Annotated in this window: 14 protein-coding genes; 4 read left to right on the plus strand and 10 right to left on the minus strand. The window is 57.0% G+C overall.

Annotated elements, in window-relative coordinates:
* Positions 1-19 precede the first annotated feature (19 nt).
* From QML71_RS02400 to mpl, 3 genes are all read right to left on the minus strand, one after another.
* A complete protein-coding gene (locus tag QML71_RS02400) occupies positions 20-928 on the minus strand; it encodes a radical SAM protein (protein WP_282010303.1) in 909 nt (302 codons plus the stop codon).
* 258 nt (positions 929-1,186) lie between these two features.
* A complete protein-coding gene (locus QML71_RS02405; protein WP_282010304.1) occupies positions 1,187-2,284 on the minus strand; it encodes a hypothetical protein in 1,098 nt (365 codons plus the stop codon).
* On the minus strand, positions 2,281-3,699 hold the full coding sequence (gene mpl / locus QML71_RS02410; RefSeq protein ID WP_282010305.1) for a UDP-N-acetylmuramate:L-alanyl-gamma-D-glutamyl-meso-diaminopimelate ligase: 1,419 nt from the start codon (positions 3,697-3,699) through the stop codon (positions 2,281-2,283). Before mpl ends, QML71_RS02405 begins: the two co-directional genes overlap by 4 nt.
* 424 nt (positions 3,700-4,123) lie before the next feature.
* Between mpl and QML71_RS02415 the strand changes: the two genes are divergently transcribed.
* Positions 4,124-4,255, plus strand: a complete 132-nt coding sequence (locus QML71_RS02415) for a type II toxin-antitoxin system HicB family antitoxin (protein ID WP_282010306.1) — start codon at positions 4,124-4,126, stop codon at positions 4,253-4,255.
* Between the two features lie 61 nt (positions 4,256-4,316).
* Entirely contained in the window at positions 4,317-5,759 is a 1,443-nt protein-coding gene (locus tag QML71_RS02420) for an RES family NAD+ phosphorylase (protein WP_282010307.1), read from the plus strand.
* Positions 5,760-5,764: 5 nt separating this feature from the next.
* Here the strand turns inward: QML71_RS02420 and QML71_RS02425 are convergent, their stop codons facing one another.
* Entirely contained in the window at positions 5,765-6,409 is a 645-nt protein-coding gene (locus tag QML71_RS02425; RefSeq protein WP_282010308.1) for an HAD family hydrolase, read from the minus strand.
* A 50-nt stretch (positions 6,410-6,459) separates the two neighbouring features.
* Positions 6,460-6,780 (minus strand): hypothetical protein, encoded by a 321-nt coding sequence (locus QML71_RS02430; protein ID WP_282010309.1) that lies wholly within the window; start codon positions 6,778-6,780, stop codon positions 6,460-6,462.
* Positions 6,781-6,942: 162 nt separating this feature from the next.
* On the opposite strand from QML71_RS02430, the gene QML71_RS02435 reads away from it, so the two are divergent.
* Positions 6,943-7,989 carry an MBL fold metallo-hydrolase gene (locus QML71_RS02435; RefSeq protein ID WP_282010310.1) on the plus strand — a complete coding sequence of 349 codons (1,047 nt, stop codon included), beginning with the start codon at positions 6,943-6,945 and terminating at the stop codon, positions 7,987-7,989.
* A 44-nt stretch (positions 7,990-8,033) separates the two neighbouring features.
* Here QML71_RS02435 and QML71_RS02440 read toward each other — a convergent pair whose 3' ends face one another.
* A complete protein-coding gene (locus QML71_RS02440) occupies positions 8,034-9,032 on the minus strand; it encodes an adenosine kinase (protein WP_282010311.1) in 999 nt (332 codons plus the stop codon).
* 173 nt (positions 9,033-9,205) lie between these two features.
* On the opposite strand from QML71_RS02440, the gene dacB reads away from it, so the two are divergent.
* A complete protein-coding gene (dacB, locus tag QML71_RS02445; RefSeq protein WP_282010312.1) occupies positions 9,206-10,735 on the plus strand; it encodes a D-alanyl-D-alanine carboxypeptidase/D-alanyl-D-alanine endopeptidase in 1,530 nt (509 codons plus the stop codon).
* On the opposite strand, the gene QML71_RS02450 is transcribed toward dacB, so the two are convergent.
* The 4 genes from QML71_RS02450 to QML71_RS02465 form a co-directional block, all read right to left on the minus strand.
* A complete protein-coding gene (locus QML71_RS02450) occupies positions 10,725-11,486 on the minus strand; it encodes a hypothetical protein (protein WP_282010313.1) in 762 nt (253 codons plus the stop codon). The two genes, dacB and QML71_RS02450, sit on opposite strands and share 11 nt — an antisense overlap.
* Positions 11,487-11,589: 103 nt before the next feature.
* Positions 11,590-13,398, minus strand: a complete 1,809-nt coding sequence (pepF, locus tag QML71_RS02455) for an oligoendopeptidase F (protein ID WP_282010314.1) — start codon at positions 13,396-13,398, stop codon at positions 11,590-11,592.
* Positions 13,399-13,454: 56 nt separating this feature from the next.
* Complete coding sequence (locus QML71_RS02460; protein WP_282010315.1) at positions 13,455-16,103, minus strand: valine--tRNA ligase; 2,649 nt, start codon at positions 16,101-16,103, stop codon at positions 13,455-13,457.
* Between the two features lie 166 nt (positions 16,104-16,269).
* Positions 16,270-17,373, minus strand: a complete 1,104-nt coding sequence (locus QML71_RS02465) for a response regulator (RefSeq protein ID WP_282010316.1) — start codon at positions 17,371-17,373, stop codon at positions 16,270-16,272.
* Positions 17,374-17,446: the final 73 nt, after the last annotated feature.

Below are 17,446 nucleotides of genomic sequence, written 5' to 3' on the forward strand. Positions count from 1 at the left end.
GCAGGCTAAAAAAGTGGCATCAACTCTTGCAGGTCATGCCGGAAATGCGGCAGGTGTAACAGGCGGGATGGCTCAGCGGAAAGGGGCGCATGGTTTCTTCCAGGGTGTCGCCCATTTTGGCGGAGGGTTCTTCCACCAGGATGGGGCACACGTACACGCCCTGCGATGTGGCCATGCGCGATGACGAACACTGCAGGTTGGTGATGGGGTAATTCTCGAAACATTTTTCGGTGACGCGTTCGTTCTCGTGATAGCCGCGTTCGGTGTGCGCCAGTTCGCCCATCAGGAATCCCGGTAGAAACTTCACCTGCGGCTCGGGCACGTGGTGGTCTTTCATGAAGGCAAGGGCTTTTTCTTCCCAAACGGCGTCTTCCTCGTCGTCCCAACTGCGCACCATCGTCAGATGTGTGGAAAACCCCGCCTTCGACAGGTTGGCCACGCCCTGCATGGCGAGGCGGAAACAATTTTCGCCGCGGATGGCGTCATTTTCCTGTTCGTCGAGGCTGTCAAGGCTGACCCGGAAATGCATTGCGTGCGTGGCCTTCTTTTGAATTTCCACCAGACGCTCGACGCGTATCGGCGTCAGCAGCAAGCCGTTGGTCAAAATGGTGCACGGCCCGTATTCGAGAATGGCTTCGAGAATTTCGAAAATCTCCGGATTCAAAAACACCTCGCCGCCGGTGATGTAGTAATCCTGCACGTTCAGACTGACGGACTCCTCCAGCCGGGCGCGTGTCTGCTGGAGCGTCATGAACGGGATGCTGTCGTTTTTGGGATGGCAACTGATGAAGCAATGCGTGCAGGCGAGGTTGCACAACGTGCCGCCGGTTTGCAGCCACAATGTTTCGAGACCTGTCATCGGCACTTCCGGCACGCGGTCGATCACCGGGGCCTGCTCGGGAATGGGGACTTTCGGTGCGAGTTTCATAATGCAATCCTAACAGAAACGGAATTTGCGGATCAACTGAAACGGCTTTTTCATCGATCCAGGTGCGTGTCCTTCAATCCCTCGTTTGCACAACGGGAAAGCAAACAATTCCCTCCCCTTACCAAGGGGCACTCACGGAGTGACGGGTTGGGGTGGGGTTATGAGTAACCTCCCCCCAATCCCCTCCTTGAAAAGGAGAGGAGGAATCAAGGTGTTTCCCAGGGTCTGTCGGTGTGGGAGAGAAAGCCTTACAGGGGCTTACAGCCCGGCGGATTCGTAGGAGTCGCTGATGTTCTTGACGCGCAGCTTGCGGCGCAGCGCGGCAAAGCCTTCCAGCGCGGTGCGGCCGAGGCGCGATTTGTACACGGGACGCAGCGCCAGCCGGGCGGTTGCCGGTGAATCAGTGAAAAACGGCGCGTCGAGCGGCGTCACCATGCGTCCGGAGGGGTACAGCCATTTCAGATGAAGTTTGTGTTGCTGTGCATAGTGCGTGAGATGCTGCACCAGCGTGTGGATGCGCTCAAATTCCGCAGCGTCGCGCACCCCGTCCTCAGGCAATTTCAGGAGCGGGATCACGCCCAGCCGGGTCAATTGAGTGAGCTGCTCCTGCACCGCCGACAGATCGCCATGACCGAACCCGACTTCGATGAACACCGAGCCCGGCGTGAACACTCCGGTGGAGTATTCGAGGGCGCGTTGTTCTTTTTCGCGCGACAGACCGGTGCCGGTGAAGGCGAACACCATGATGTCCACCCCGGCGGCGTACATGTGGTCGATGGTCGCCAAATTATCCGGCAGGAACCCGCGCAGGGCGACGAAGGTGCGGAAGTTTTTCTTGATGCTTTTCATCACCGGCGTCATGGCGTGCAGGCAACGGTCTTCCTTTTCGCAGAACTCGAGGTTCAACTGCACCAGGTCGGCCACGCCTTCCTCGAATGCCGAGCGGATGAGGGCGATGATGTCCTTCTCCGGCATGTTCAGCTTTTCGGTCTCAGGATCGGCGCGCAGGAACAGGTTCAGGCAGTAGCCGTCCATTTGAATGTTGGCGGCCACCGGTTTTTTGGCAGGGTCGGCGACCTGCAAAAACTGCGGCGGCGGGATCAGGCGCACCTTCGTTTCCTCCGCCCCGTCGCGCAGCACAAAGCGATCCGTCTCCATGTGCAGGGTGGGGCTGTCGTGGCCCTCGGGTTGCACGGTGGCGCGCACGAAAAAATCCTCGGACAGGAGCAACGCCAGCTCCTCACGGCCGCGGTCCTGGTACATCGAGGCGGCGACGAGTTCGTCCTTGCGCACCTTGTCCGGTAACACAACGCCGCGTCCCATCAAATCGAGTTTCAGTTTTCCAAGCGTGTTCATGGTGCTCCCAGCCGGTCGAGCAGTTTCTGATGGATGCCGTCGAAGCCGCCGGACGACATCACCAGCACGACATCGTTCGACGTGTGGTGTTGCGCGATATGGTCCACGATACCTGCCACCGATTCAATATGCCAGGCCTCTTTGCCGCGCGCTTTGAGGGCCTCGGCGACGGCGGCGGGGTTCAGCCGTTCGCCGTCCTTGATTTTTTCCGGCGCAGGCACACCCGCGATCACCGTCTTGTCCGCTTTCAAAAAGCTGTCGGGGAAGCGCGACTGAAACACGTTGCGTTTGGACGTGGCCGAGCGCGGCTCGAACACCGCCCACAACGTGCGCCCCGGCCAGGCTTCTTTCACCGCGTCGAGGGTGAGATCGATCGCCGTCGGGTGGTGCGCGAAGTCGTCGATCACCACCACGCCGTTGGCTTCGCCCACCACTTCCTGCCGCCGCTTGACGCCTTGGAAGAAGGGCAGGGCGGAGGCGATCTCTTCCACCGAAATGCCCGAGCGGTGCGCCAGGGCGATGACCGCCGCGCAGTTGAGCACGTTGTGACGGCCGATCATCGGCAGGGTGAAGCGGCCGAGAGTCACTCCCTTGTGCTGGAGGTCGAACTCGCTGGCGCCTTCGCAAAAGCGGTGCGACGCGATGTGCCAGTCGGCATCGTGCGCGAAACCGTAGGTCTCCACCTCGCAGTGCGCCTCGCCGATTACGTCTTGAATATTGCCGTCCGTCGCCTCCACCAGCAGGAAGCCCTGCGGGTCAACGGTTTTCACGAAACCGCGGAAGGCGTCCTTGATGTGATCGAGGTCGCGGTAGATGTCCGCGTGGTCGAACTCGATGCCGGTCAGGATGGCGCCATAGGGTTGGTAGTGCAGAAACTTCGGTCCCTTGTCGAAAAACGCCGTATCGTATTCGTCGCCCTCGGTGATGAAGACGCCGCCCTCCGGCACTTGATGATTGCCGTCGAAATTTTTGAGCCAGCCGCCCACCATGAAGCCCGGCTTGCGTCCCGCCGCCTCGAACACCCAGGCGAGCAGCGCCGTGGTCGAGGTTTTGCCGTGCGTGCCCGTGACCACCAGCGACTTGCGGCCTTCAAGGAAAAACCGCGCCAGCGCCTGCGGGAAGGAAATGTACGGGATGCCCGCCTGCTGGACGGCGACCACTTCCGCGTTGTCCTTCGACACCGCGTTGCCGACGACGACGAGATCGATATCGCCGGTGATGTTTTCCGCCTTGTAGCCGGGGCGGATCTCGATGCCCATCTGTTCGAGCAGCGTGCTCATCGGCGGATAGACGCTGGCGTCGGAGCCTAAAACACGGTGGCCGGATTTTTTGAGCAGGCCGGCGAGCGAAGCCATCCCGGTGCCGCAGACGGCGATAAGATAAATGGATTGGGGGGCGTTGGATTCGGATTTCATGGAAGGGGAAATTGTAGGTCCAACCCACCGTAAAGTCAAGAACGACTGTAATGAAAGGGGTTTGAATACAAATGGTTAAAGGCGGCGAGAGCGGGGGTGTGCTGGCACCGGGAAACCGTTGGCTGGCAGGCGGAATTTCCCTGAAGCCAAAACAGGGCTATAATTCCGGAAGGGATTCGGTGTCCCTCTTGCAAAAGGGGCTTGGGGAGGCCTCCTGTGAGGCACTCTTTCTCAGTTTTGAGAAAGGGTGAATGATAAAAAGAGGAATGAGCTTTATTCCCCCTCATCCTGGCCTTCTCCCACCTGGGGAGAAGGAAGTAAAAAGCCCCCTCTCCCTTAATGGGAGAGGGTTGGGGTGAGGGTGTTTTATGATTTCCCCTTTTTTCTGTTAGTAAGGTTCAAATCATGAAACATACCAATTGTATTGGAACCGCAGAAAGAAGGCGGTTTCACCGTTTATGTCCCCTCCCTCCATGGCTGTATTTCCCAAGGCGAAACCCGGGAAGAAGCCATCGAGCTTTACCGGGAATCAGATAGTACTTCCAAATCTCGTTAAATTGAATATTGTTTGTAAGTAAATTGCACAATGACTGTTTCTAGTTTTCGAGTCATAAATTATGAGTGAAGAATTATTGTGCCATGAGTGTGTTGGGGATTCTTTCTTGAAAGCTAAAATTAAGAAGGGATCAAAAAACAGAGGATGTTCTTTTTGTCATAGAAGAACAAAAAGCTTACCTTTGGAGGAAGTAGCAGAAAAAGTAAACGCAACTTTCAGTCAATTATTCATTCCTGGAGGCATGGAACCCTCGATATCGGAAAGCGATAGTTGGGAATGGGAGCAAATAGGGGAAACAGATGCGGAGATCTTTGAAAGAATAATGGGTGTTGATTATGAAGTGGCCGAAAAGGTTTCAAATATACTTGGAGAAAAGCATAATTTTGTCGCTTTAAAAGAAGGAGAAACGGCTCTATATGGAGGCGATACTTTGTATGAGCTAGCTCCGATTCGCCCCTATGATACAACGTCGCTTTGGAAAAGTTTTTGTGAAAATATTAAACATCAATCTAGGTATTTTGATCCCAGCTCCAAGGAAATTTTGGATTATATATTTAATGGGATTATAGAGCATCAACGGTATTTTAGTAAAAAGGTAATATTAGATATCACCCCTGTTTCAAATAATCGCTTTATATATAGAGCTAGAAAAGCTCTAAAATCATCTGAACGCATCAAGATTTGTAAAAATCCAGAAGTTGAATTGGGCCCTCCGCCACCTAATATTGTTATTGCAGGTAGAATGAACCCATCTGGCATCCCGGTGTTCTATGGGGCGTATGATGAGCGGACCTGTGTTTCCGAAATCCGTTTGCCGGTTGGGGGAATGGCAGTTATAGGGAAGTTTGAAGTGATTAAGCCCATTAAGGTTTTAGACCTTACCGCTTTTGAAGAATATCCAAAAGTTGAGTATTTTGATCCTGACTTTGAATACATAATGGCGCAATGGGAGTTTGCTCATATCCTTCATAAAGAAATAAGTAAGCCAATTTTGCCTGGCGATGAGGTTTTAGATTATCTCCCTACCCAATTAATAGCAGAATATCTGTCTAATCAGTTCAATCCAAAACTTGATGGGATCATTTACTATTCTCCCCAAAATTTAAATAATGAGGAGGAGGCCCCTAAAAACATTGTCCTTTTTAGACATTCCGCTGTAGTGAAAAAAAGTGATATTGCCAAGAGTGAAAAAGCCTCAGAAGATCATTTTTTTTCTGAGCATTTTACGGAACATGATTATCAAATATTCAAAGAACCTCAGGGTGGGCAAGGTCTTAATAGAGTCGATGATGAATTTTGGTCTTCAGATCCATATACAGATGTGTATGGAATGGAATGGGTAGATTTGTATCCGCAAATGGAAAATCTCCCTTACCTTCGCTTGGTTGAGGATAGTTTGAGAATATATAAAGTGTCGTCAATCGTATACAAAACCAAGAGTTTGGATGTTGCCCCTATTTTAGAACTTGACCAGAAACCCAAAGGTGAAGATCTTGATTATTAGTAATTTTAAAGAAAATATCTCTTCATCTCGCGGATGTCGTGGATGAGCCAGTCGGGCTGGTAGGAGGCCATCTCCTCCCGCGTGGCGTGGCCGTAGGTGACGCCGCACACTTTCACGCCTGCTGCGCGGGCGGTGGCGACGTCCACCTCGCTGTCGCCCACCATCAGCACGTCCTCCGGTTTCAATCCCGCCACCTGCATGACATGACGCAGGCCCATCGGGTCCGGCTTCTTGTTCTTGAACGAGTCGCCTCCGACAACGCTTTGGAACGCCCCACGGCTGTTCAACTCGACCAGAATCTGCTCCACAAATTTCTCCGGTTTGTTGGACACCACGGCGAGTTGTTTGTTCGCGTAGTGTTTGAGGAGGTCGCGGCAATGAGGAAAGTAGTCGGTCTGGTCCATCAGGTGCTGTTCGTAATGCTTCATGAACAGCGAGACGGCGCGTTCGAGATCGCCGTCGCCGGCGCCGTTCAGCGCCTGCGTCATGAGGTGGCGCACGCCGCGGCCGACGTAACCGAAGGTGACTTCCTTCGGCAACGCCTCGCGTCCCATTTCCTGCAGGACGAGGTTGACGGAATAAGCGATATCGAGTTTGGTATCGACGAGGGTGCCGTCGAAATCGAATACGTAAAGTGAAAATGGGGTCATGAGGAAAGCTGCGTTCCGCCCCGCCGGAAGGCGGGGGGAGGGGGCGTTATTTATTTTTTGTCTTCTTCGATATTGGTGCTGTAGCGGTACGCTTTCACACGCTCGTCGCCGTTGAACAGCACAACCAGTTCTTTCGAACAGTCCTTGCCGAACGCGCTGTAGCGGTCGTATTGATAGGTCCACATCAGCATGCCGTTCTGCTTGCCTTCGGCGTGAGGTTCACCGAACCAGTCGTGGATCATGTTTTTGGTGGTGACGTTGTTCTGGACGTCCGGGACGTGGGTTTCGTCGAAATCACGGCCGACGGTGCCACAGGCGGTCAGACCGGCCAGACTGAGAACAGCGAGAAACAAAAGAATACGTCGATACATCGGGGCCTCCTCAAATTAGGTTGCCAGGCGCTTCAATGCCTGCAATACTTCCAATAAGCAGTTGCACCGGTTATTTGGAGAAAGTCGAACGCAGTGTATCAGATTCCCACGAAAATGTATAACCCCCGCCCAGGCAGGCTTCCCTTTCAGCGCGTGGCAACGGTGTTTTTTCTACTCCTGTTCGGGCTGGGATGGGGGTGTGCGTCCGCCCCGGCTGTCAAAAAATCCGTTCCTTCTCTGCATGAGGACGGTTTGCATCATTTGCTCGAACAGTCCAGGAACGCGAAGCAGGAGCAGGGCGTGCCGTCCACGCTTCCGAAAAAAGGTTACCTGCTGAAACCGCTGGCGGAGGATGTTTACTTTTTCACGAACGGCATCGATTGCACGTTGTTCGTGGTGTTGCCGGACGGCGTGGTGCTGGTCGATCCCCTGCAGGGGGCGGGGGAGCTTTTGCAGAAAGCCCTGCATGAGGTGACGGAACTGCCGGTGACGGTGATCATTTATTCGACCGGAAGTCCGCGGCATATCGGCGATGCCTCCCGCTTCGGTTCCAAGCCGACGGTGATCGCGCAGCAGAAGATCGCCGATCGGCTTAAAGAGAGCAACCCGACGCAGGCGCCGCTGCCACATATGAGTTTTAGCAACGACTATATGTTGAAGACCGAATCCCTGACGCTGGAGCTGCACCACGTCGGCGGTGAGATCACCGGCGACACGCTGGTCGTCATTTCCGAACGCAAAGTGATGTTGCTGCCCGACCGCGCCATTCCCAACTGGGTGCCGCATTTGGAACGGGGGGAGGGCATCGAGCGCCGCGTTCTGGTGCTGCAACGGTTGAGCCAGATGGAGTTCACCGCCTACGTGCCGGGGCATGGCGACCGGCCTGGCGCCCCCGCCGATCTGCAACGCACATTGAAATTTTATGAAGACGGTTACCGCGCGTTTCGCTTTGCCACCATGCGCGTGTTCGGCGAGACGGCGTGGGAAGGCACCCGGCTCACCGTGCCGCCCGCCACGTTGAAAGAAAAACGCGCCGTGTTGGAACGCGAGTGTTACCGCCTGTTGAAAATGAACTGGGGCGGGCGTCTGAGCGGATTCCGCGAGTTCGCACCCCATCACTGCCGGGCGTGGGTCACAAGGCACCTGCCCGCTGAACCCAAGCCCGAGGCGGGCTCCCAGGCGAAAACGCAGGCCGAATCCCTCCCCTGACCTCAACCCCGCACCCGGCACAGGCAGGCGCCGGTGGGGCTCCGTTATTCTTTATATGCTTTGAGAATTTTATCGACGTCGGTGTGCGAGTGCGTCGGCATGCGCGCGCCGAAATGGGTGACCACTTCCGAAGCGCAGTACGAGCCGATGATGGCCGACTCTTTGAGGCCAAGGCCCTGGTTGAGTCCGTACAGCGCGCCCGCCGCATACAAGTCCCCGGCGCCGGTGGTGTCCACCGCTTTCACCGGGAACGCATTGACGGAAAGGGTGTCGTCGCCGTTCTTGCCGACCCAGGAACCGTCCTTGCCGCGCGTCATGAACACCGTCCCCGCCAGGTGCTTCAACTTGTCGAACGCCTTTTCGGCATCGTCCAGATCGGCCATGGCTTTGGCTTCGACATCATTGCAGAACAGGATGTCGGTCTTCCAGCGGATGAAGTCGAGCAGGTCTTCCTTGAAACTGTTGACGACGAACGCATCGCTCAAAGTGAAGGCCACGGGGATGCGATGCTTGCGTGCGATGTCGGCCATTTTGATGGCGGCGGCGCGGGTGTCATCGCCGGTCCACAAATAGCCTTCGATGTACACCGCCTTGGCGGATTTGACGATGGTCTCATCCACGTTTTCCGGATGCAGTCCCGTGGAAATGCCGAGGTGGGTGAGCATGGTGCGCTCGCTGTCCGGCGTGACAAGGATCAGGCAGGTGCCGGTGCCGGTGTCCGCGGAGTCCGGTCCGGGGAAGCCGACGCCGCAGTTCTGCATGTCTTCCGTGTAATGCCTGCCGTAACGATCGTCGGCGACACGTCCCAGGTAATACGTGTTGGCGCCCAGGACGCGCATGCCGTGCACGGTGTTGGCAGCGGAACCGCCGGAACAGATTTTATGCGCGGCGCCGTCGAACTGGCTGAGCAGCTTGTTCTGACCCTCGATCGAGGTCAGCGTCATACCGCCCTTGGTGAACGCGTTTTGAGTGATGAAATTGTCTTCGACGCGCACTTCAATGTCCACCAGCGCGTTGCCAATGCCGACTAGATCGTAATTCATGTTCCTCCTTCTGTTCAGGGATTCATTTTACTGCAGGTAAGGCTTTAAAGCTAACCCAAGCCGGCGCATCCGTCAACCGGACGGTCCCGAATGGGGGTATTGTGAGGCCGGGAACGCCCGCCGCGCAATTGGAGATTGAATTTACCCGGAGTCCTTTGTAAAATTTGAAGGCCATGTTGAATAAAAATTTAAAAATCAAGCAATTGATGATCGTTTGCGGGTGCCTGCTCTGGGCCGTTGCGGCCAGCGCGCAGCCTCTGGATACCGACCCCGCCGCCGACCGTTTGTGGACGGATATCGAATCCGTTTTGAAACGGGACTGCAATGGCACCACGCGCCTCGGCATGAAGTTCTATTCGTTGGAACGCAAAACCACGCTGCTCGCCAAAAACAGCAATGTGTTGTTCACGCCCGCGTCCAATATGAAGATGATCACGTCGGCGATGGCGCTCAAACGCGTCGGCCCCGATTACCGGTTTTACACGCGGTTGTACACCAACGGTTATATCGACGGCGACACGCTGAAAGGCGACGTGTACATCAAGGGCTTCGGCGACCCGTGGCTGGTGTCCGAGCAGATGTGGGTTCTGGTGAATGCTTTGCGCAACCTGCCGGTCACGAAAATCGAAGGCAACCTCATCGCCGACAACCATTTTTTTGAAGACCAGCATCGCGTGGCCACGTGGGCCAACTACAACGGATCGGAAGCGTACCTCGCGCCTATGGGCGCGTTGTCGTTCAACTTCAACACCGTCACCGTGTACGTGGAACCCGCGCAGGAAGTGGGCGCGCCGCCGGTCGTGGTGGTGGACCCGATGACCGATTACATCCGCATCCACAACAGCGCCACCACGGTGGCGGGAAGGAAGGATCACGAGCGGTTGATCGTCAACCGCCTGCCGCGCCGCGATCACGATGAGATCATCGTCTCCGGCACCCTGCCGAAAACCATGGCGCGCAAAAAATATTTTCTGAACGTCACCGACCCGCAGTGGTACACGCTGCACGCGTTCCGCAAGTATCTGGAGCAGGCCGGCATCGCCGTCGGCGGCGGACTGGAACGCGGCCGCGTTCCCGATGCGGCCCGGCTTCTGTACGAACACGAGTCGCCGCCGTTGGCCGACATCCTGCGCGGTCTCAACAAGTTCAGCAACAACTTCATCGCCGAGCAGATCCTGCGCACGCTGGCGGCGGATGTGTACGGTGCGCCGGGCACCACGGAAAACGGCGTTAAGTTGTTGCAGGCTTACATGCAGAGCCTGGGGTACGCGGACGATCGGTACAACGTGGTGGATGGATCGGGCCTGTCGCGGCAAAACATGGTGTCGCCGGACCAGATCGTCGCGGTGCTGGACGATGCGTATCAAGACCTGGGGATTTTCCCTGAGTTCATCGCCGCGCTGGGGGTGATGGGCATTGACGGCAGTGTGATCGACCGCATGAACGGCAACCGGCATGCGCAGAAAATCCGCGCCAAGACGGGGACGCTGAACCACGTCAGTGCACTGTCCGGGTACTTTCAGTCGATGGACGGCGAACGGTTTGCGTTTTCGATTTTATTGAATGATCTGAATTGTTCCAACGGGAAAGCCATGAAGTTGGAAGACGATATCCTGGACCTGGCCCTGCGTTTCAAGCGCAGCGGGAGCGGGAACGCAGGGGAGTCGTCGAACGAGGCGGATGCGCCGCCGGTCAGTCCCTGAACACTTTCTGATTTTCTTTTCTGTCTTCCTCGAGCAGCTTCTTCCAGTCCCGCTTGATGTGCGGCGCGTTCTGAAAATCCTCGTAAATGTTTTTGGCGAGTTCCTTGCGGTCCACGCCTTCCGGTGCGACCTGGATGTCCAACTGCGCCAGCGCCATGTCGAAGTCGCGATCGAGCAGGGAACCCGGATCCATGTTGTATTCCTGCAAGGCCTGTTTGATGGTGGCCGGATCGGCGTTGAAGCGCCGGGCGACTTCATTGATGTTGGACGGCTTGTAACCCTTGTCGCGGGTGATGCCCAGGTGGTACGCGCAGAACAGCTCGAACGGCTCGATGCCCGATACCAGCTTGCCGGACGGTGCGGAAGCAGCCGTGCTGCCAGCAGCCGTGCTGCCAGCGGTTGTGCTGTCGCCGCGCTCCGGAGCTTGCGCACGCGGTGCGGCGGCCCGATCCTGACGCGGCCGCTGGCCCTGTGCGTCCTGGCGGTTGTTCTGCGAACGGTTTTTGTTAGGGCCGTTGTTGTTGCGGTTTTTATGGCGGCCGTTGCCGTTGCCCTGCGCGTTGTTGGGCCGGGAATTCTGCGGGATGTGCGACGTCATGGTCTTCGAGTCCATCCACATTTCCGTGGCTTGTTTGTTGCGGGTGTTCGACTGCGAACGTTGCCGCGTGCCCCCCTGGTCGTTGTTCTTTCCAGACCGGGAGCGGTTTTTGTTCTGCCGGTTGGGTTGATTCGAGGAATTGGAATTTCGCAAGATTAAAGTTCCTTTACGAAAGGTTTTTAATGGGCTCGACGCATGCTTATGTTGAAGTCGAGCCGGTACTGCATGATGGTCCGCTGCACCGGATGGAGAGGGCTCAGCCTGTGAGCGCTTCGAGCTGGTCCACCAGGTCGGTGAATTTTTGCAAGGCGGTTTCAATGGGTTTTGGTGAACTCATGTCCACCCCTGCATTGCGGAGCAGGTCGATCGGGTACGCGGAGCCTCCCGATTTCAGGAAGCCCAGGTAGTCCGCGAGTTCGGCATCGCCGCCGCAGGTCACCCGTTCGGCTAATGCGTAAGCGGCGGAGATGCCCGTCGCGTACTTGTACACATAAAAGCCGAAATAAAAATGCGGGATGCGGAAACATTCCAGATCCAGGCAGGGATCCAGCGTCACCGCTTCACCAAAATAAATCGTCAACAACTCGTGGTACAGCTCTTTGAAGGTGTCCACGGTCAAAGGCTTGCCCGCTTCCGCCGCCGCGTAAATGCGGTGTTCGAACTCGGCGAACATGGTCTGCCGGTACAGCGTGCCGCGGAAATTGTCGATCTCCCGGCAGAGCAGGTAAATTTTCATCTCCCGGCTCAGTTCGCGGCCCAAGTAATAACGCGTCAGCAACGCTTCATTGAAGGTGGACGCCACCTCCGCCACGAAGATCGTGTAATCGGCGTAGAGGAAGGGCTGGTTCTTTTTCGACAGGTACGAGTGCATCGAATGCCCGGCCTCATGCGCCAGCGTATAGACGCTGCTAATGTGGTCGCTCTGGTAATTCATCAGGATGAACGGATTCGAATCGTAACAGCCGGATGAATACGCGCCGCTGCTCTTGCCCTTGCTTTCGTAGCGGTCCACCCAGCGTTCGTCGAGCAGACCGCGTTTCAGGGCCCCGACGTAATCCGGTCCCAGCGGCGCCAGCGCCTGGGCGATGTCTTCCACCGCGTCTTCGTAGGGCATCTCCCACGTGAAATCCCGGATCAACGGCACGCTGCAATCGTAAACGTGCAGGGCATCCAACCCGAGAATCCGTTTGCGCAGATCGAAATACTTGTACAGCGGTTTCAGGTTGTTGTGCACGGCGGCGATGAGGTTGTCGTACACTTCGGCCGGAATGTTTTCCGAGAACAACGCCTTGTCGCGGACCGATTTGAAACCGCGTGCCTGCGCGAAAAACTGGTCCTTCTTGATGCTGCCGGACAACAACGCCGCGTACGTGTACTGATGCCCCTCGTACGCTTTGTAGAACGTTTCGAACGTGTCCTGACGCAGGCGGCGATCGTAATTCTGCAGCAGGCTTTGCAGGTTGCCATGCGTGAGGGTGATGCTGCGTCCCTCGGCGTCCTGCACCGATCCCAGTTGCAGGTCGGCGTTGTCCAGCATGCTGAACGCCTTTTGCGGCGCCTGCGCCATTTCCGAAGCCGCCGCCAGCAACGCTTCCTGCGCTTCTGGCAGGGTGTGCGGGCGGTAACGCAACTCCCGCTCCAGATGGAAGAGGAAAAACTCGAGCTCCGGGTCGTTCAGAAACGTTTGTATGGTCGCTTCCGGAATTGCCATCAACTCCGGGTTGATGAAGCTGCGCGCCTGCTGGTAGTGCGTCAACAGCCGGGAGACCCGTTCGTAGTTCGCCTGGTTGGCGGTGTGGGTCTTGTCTTCGTCGTTACGCAGGTGGGCGTAGGTGTACACCGCATCCAGCGTCTGCGAAAACTGCATGTCAAATTTGAGGCATTGTTTGAGCCGCGCGGGCGACTCCCCCAGCGTGCCCTGGTAGGAAGCGTAGCTTTCCAACTGGGACTCGAGAGAGAGGAAGTCCGCTTCCCAGGTTTCCGGTGAGGAGTAGAGACCTTTCAGGTCCCACTTTGCTTCCTCGGGAATCTGGTTGCGGGTCAACAGTTCACGGGTGGCATCCATTCGAAAATCCGGCCACGAAACAGAATCAAGACGTCATTACGATATAGGGGATTGAATCAGGACGTCGCTTCAACAATCGTTTTTAAATGAACCTGCAATTTGGCCTGCTTCTCGGTCAACTCTTCAAGCCTTTGCTGGTCCTTTGCGATGACTTCGGGAGGCGCCTTGTCAACGAAGTTTGGGTTGGATAGTTTCTTATTCAAGAATAGCATGTCTTTGTCGATTTTTTTCAACTCTTTTTCCACCCGTTTTTGCTCTTCATCGAAATCCATCAACCCTTTCAGGGGAACATACAGCTCCATCCCTGATAACACCGCGGATGCGGCGGCCTTCGGCTTTTCGATATCGGGCCCCAGAATCATTGCGGAAATTCGCGCCAAATCCTTGATGTAACCCTGATTGATGTGGATCAGGTGTTCCTGATCGGCATCGTGGGTTTTGATGTGCACGTCGAGCTGTTGGCCCGGATTGAAGTTCATTTCGCCGCGAATATTGCGGACACGGGTGATGACTTCCATCACCACTTCGAGTTGTTTTTCGGCATCGGCGTCGTCGAGATCCGGGTTGGCTTGCGGGTAGCGGGCGACCATAATGCTGGTCCCTGCGTGCGGCAGCTTCTGCCAGATTTCCTCGGTGATGAACGGCATGATCGGGTGCAGCAGCTTCAGTGAGGCCTCCAGCACGTACAGCATGACATTCTGCGTGGTGGCGCGTTCCGGACCCTTGCTGAACAGGCGCGATTTGGACAGCTCGATGTACCAGTCGCAGTACTCGTTCCACAGAAACCGGTAGAGGGCACTGGCGGCGTCGTTGAAGCGGAACGCGTCCAGCGCCCGGTTCACCTCGGTGCAGGTTTTGTTGAAGCGGCTCAGTATCCAGCGGTCGGCCAGGCTGCGGCCGCCGCGATCTTCGAGATCGCAGGTGCCGGTATAGTCTTCCAGGTTCATGAACACGAAGCGCGATGCGTTCCACAGTTTGTTGCAGAAATTGCGATAGCCGTCGATGCGGTCCTCGGCCAGTTTGATGTCGCGTCCCTGCGCCGCGAACGCCGCCAAGGTGAAGCGCAGCGCGTCGGTGCCGTATTTGTCCATCATGACCAGCGGATCGATGACATTGCCCTTGGTCTTGCTCATCTTCTGGCCTTCGGCATCGCGGATGAGGGCGTGGATGTACACATGCTCGAACGGAATGGCTTGCTGGAATTTGAGGCCCATCATGACCATGCGCGCCACCCAGAAAAACAGGATGTCGAAGCCGGTGCAGAGCACCGTGGTCGGGTAGAATTTTTGCAGCGTCTCGGTGTTCTCCGGCCAGCCGAGCGTGGAGAACGGCCACAGTGCGGAACTGAACCAGGTGTCGAGCACATCGGTTTCCTGCGTCAGGTGGGTGTCGCCGCAGTGCTTGCAGGCGGTGGGCGTTTCGCGGGCGACGGTCCATTCGCCGCAGGCCGCGCAGGCCCACGCCGGAATCTGGTGTCCCCACCAGATCTGGCGGCTGATGCACCAGTCGCGGATGTTTTCCATCCACTCGAAATACGTGTTCTCCCAGAATTTCGGGACTATCTTGATGTGTTCGCTGCGCACCGCCTCGATGGCCGGTTTGGCCAGCGGCCGAGTCTTCACGAACCATTGCTTGGAGAGGTACGGCTCCACCACCGTCTGGCAGCGGTAACAGTGGCCGACGGAATGGGTGTGGTCCTCGATCTTTTCCATGAGGTCGCGATCCTGCAACGCCGCGACCACGTTCTTGCGTGCCTCGAAACGGTCCTGACCTGCAAACGGCCCCGCTTCGGCGTTCATCGTGCCGTCGGGATGCAGCACGTTGATGGATGCCAGTTGGTGACGGCGGCCGAGTTCGAAATCGTTGGGGTCGTGCGCCGGGGTGACTTTCAAGGCGCCGGTGCCGAACTCGGTATCGACGTAACTGTCCTCGATGATCGGCAGCTCGCGGTTCAGGATTGGCAGCAGCAGAATCTGTCCGCCGCGACCCGTATGGCGCGGGTCTTCCGGGTTGATGGCCACCGCCGTGTCGCCCAGCATGGTTTCAGGCCGCGTGGTGGCGACGGTGACGTGCCCCTCGCCGTTCTGGAACGGGTAACGGATGTGGTACAGGTGGCCCTGCTTTTCCTGGTACTCGACTTCGAGATCGGACAACGCCGTCTGGCAGCGCGGGCACCAGTTGATGATGTAGTCGCCCTGGTAGATGAGGCCGTCTTCGTACAGCGTGACGAACACTTCGCGCACCGCTTTGGACAAGCCTTCGTCCATGGTGAAGCGGTCGCGCTCCCAGTCCAGCGAGCAGCCCAGCCGCACCAGTTGCTGGGCGATGTTGCCGCCGGACTCCGCCTTCCATTTCCAGACACGCTCGATGAAGGCGGCGCGGCCGATCTCGTGGCGCGTCGTGCCTTCGGCGGCCAGTTGGCGCTCGACCACGTTCTGCGTGGCGATGCCGGCGTGGTCGGTGCCCGGTTGCCACAACGTGTTGAAGCCCTGCATGCGCTTCCAGCGGGCGAGGATGTCCTGCAAGGTGTTGTTGAAGGCGTGGCCGATGTGCAAAGAGCCTGTGATGTTGGGCGGCGGGATGACCATGCAGAAGGTCTCCGCATCGCGGGTTTCATCGGCGTGAGCCAGCCGGTGCTCCGCCCAGTAACGCAGCCACTTCTCCTCAACCTCTTGCGGTTGGTATTTCGTGTCGAGTTGAATCATAAATTGAAAAACAGGTGTACGGTGTGTCCCAAAGCCCGGACGGGGAATGAAAGTGTGCCACCGGGCCTTCAAATATCAAAGATATTTTTTTGGAAAGGAAGGTGCAAACGGTTATACCCGATCGGGCGGGCCGATTGCAAGGCGACTCCGATCAGATCGACTCCGATCAGATCGGTTCCGACTTCTTGATGCGGGCGATTTCTTCCCGGATCACTTCCCGGATCACCTCGGGGGCGACGTCTTCGACGATCTGCCGCACCGTGTCCTGGATGGTGTCGGACAATCCCGCCATCTCCGTGCGCAGCGTGGCGCGAACGTGCTGGTGCACGAGGTCGTGCAGCGCACTGTGGTCGGTCTCCGCCGGGTGCGACGGTTTCGGGGCCGGGGTGGCGTGCTTGCCGTTGGACGACGGCCGCTCCTCATTCATCAGCGTCATCACCTCCCGGATCAGGTCCGGATGCGAACTGGGTTCCAGTTTCGACGCGCCGGTTTCCGGTTCGGGATCGGCGGCAGGCGGCCTGGACCGTTCCGTCAACTGGCGGAACAACTGATCCAGTTCGTCCAGCGATTCCTGAAAGGCCTCGGTCCGCGAGGAGGTCTGCGGCAGCGGTTCAGAATGGGGGGCTTCGGCTTCCTCCGGCTTCAGCACCAGTTCGTCGTCGATCTCCATGGCGGGTTCGGGTGTCGCCGTGTCCCGGTTGGGAATCACCAGGTCTTCCGCCGACAACTCGATCCACTTCGGTTGCAGGCCCTCCTCATCGTAATCGAGGATGCCTGCGGACTCCACGTCCACCTTGTCTTCGTCGCCGGCGTCGATCTCAACTTCATCGACGGCTTCGATCTCGTACTCGCCGGACTCGATTTCGTATTCCTCGTCTTCCGTGGCTGCGGCGGCAGGGGTGTCTTCGCCCAGCAGGTGTTTCACCTTTTTGATGATTTCGTCGGTTTTGAAGGGTTTTGAGATGTAGCCGTCGGCTTCCGAATCGGCGTACATGATCTGGTCGAGTTCTTCAAAGTCGCTGGTCAGCAGGAGCACGTGGACATTCTGGAACTCGTCGCTGTTTTTGATTTTTTTGGACAGCTCGAAGCCGTTGATGCCGGGCAGATAGATGTCGGCCATCACCAGATCCGGCTGGAAATCGGAGAGGTAGTTGTAGGCCTTGACGCCGTCGCTGATGCCTTCCACCTCCATGTCCTCGTTGTAGAAGGCCATGGACACCAGTTTCTGGATGCTGATGCTGTCGTCTGCCACCAGGATTTTCAGTTTCATGTCTGGAACCTTGAGGACAAAGCAAAATCGGGGTCCGATAACCCCCCGGCCAGGCCGGTGGTGCGGGACCGGT

The organism is Nitrospina watsonii, from assembly GCF_946900835.1.
Lineage (GTDB): Bacteria > Nitrospinota > Nitrospinia > Nitrospinales > Nitrospinaceae > Nitrospina > Nitrospina watsonii.

What these genes read in the sequence shown, in the direction of transcription:
- QML71_RS02420 (WP_282010307.1), top strand. Translation starts at nt 4,317, where the DNA reads ATGAGTGAAGAATTATTGTGCCATGAGTGTGTTGGGGATTCTTTCTTG.
- QML71_RS02400 (WP_282010303.1), bottom strand. Translation starts at nt 928, where the DNA reads ATGAAACTCGCACCGAAAGTCCCCATTCCCGAGCAGGCCCCGGTGATC.
- pepF (WP_282010314.1), bottom strand. Translation starts at nt 13,398, where the DNA reads ATGGATGCCACCCGTGAACTGTTGACCCGCAACCAGATTCCCGAGGAA.
- QML71_RS02425 (WP_282010308.1), bottom strand. Translation starts at nt 6,409, where the DNA reads ATGACCCCATTTTCACTTTACGTATTCGATTTCGACGGCACCCTCGTC.
- QML71_RS02405 (WP_282010304.1), bottom strand. Translation starts at nt 2,284, where the DNA reads ATGAACACGCTTGGAAAACTGAAACTCGATTTGATGGGACGCGGCGTT.
- QML71_RS02430 (WP_282010309.1), bottom strand. Translation starts at nt 6,780, where the DNA reads ATGTATCGACGTATTCTTTTGTTTCTCGCTGTTCTCAGTCTGGCCGGT.
- dacB (WP_282010312.1), top strand. Translation starts at nt 9,206, where the DNA reads ATGTTGAATAAAAATTTAAAAATCAAGCAATTGATGATCGTTTGCGGG.
- QML71_RS02465 (WP_282010316.1), bottom strand. Translation starts at nt 17,373, where the DNA reads ATGAAACTGAAAATCCTGGTGGCAGACGACAGCATCAGCATCCAGAAA.
- mpl (WP_282010305.1), bottom strand. Translation starts at nt 3,699, where the DNA reads ATGAAATCCGAATCCAACGCCCCCCAATCCATTTATCTTATCGCCGTC.
- QML71_RS02440 (WP_282010311.1), bottom strand. Translation starts at nt 9,032, where the DNA reads ATGAATTACGATCTAGTCGGCATTGGCAACGCGCTGGTGGACATTGAA.
- QML71_RS02460 (WP_282010315.1), bottom strand. Translation starts at nt 16,103, where the DNA reads ATGATTCAACTCGACACGAAATACCAACCGCAAGAGGTTGAGGAGAAG.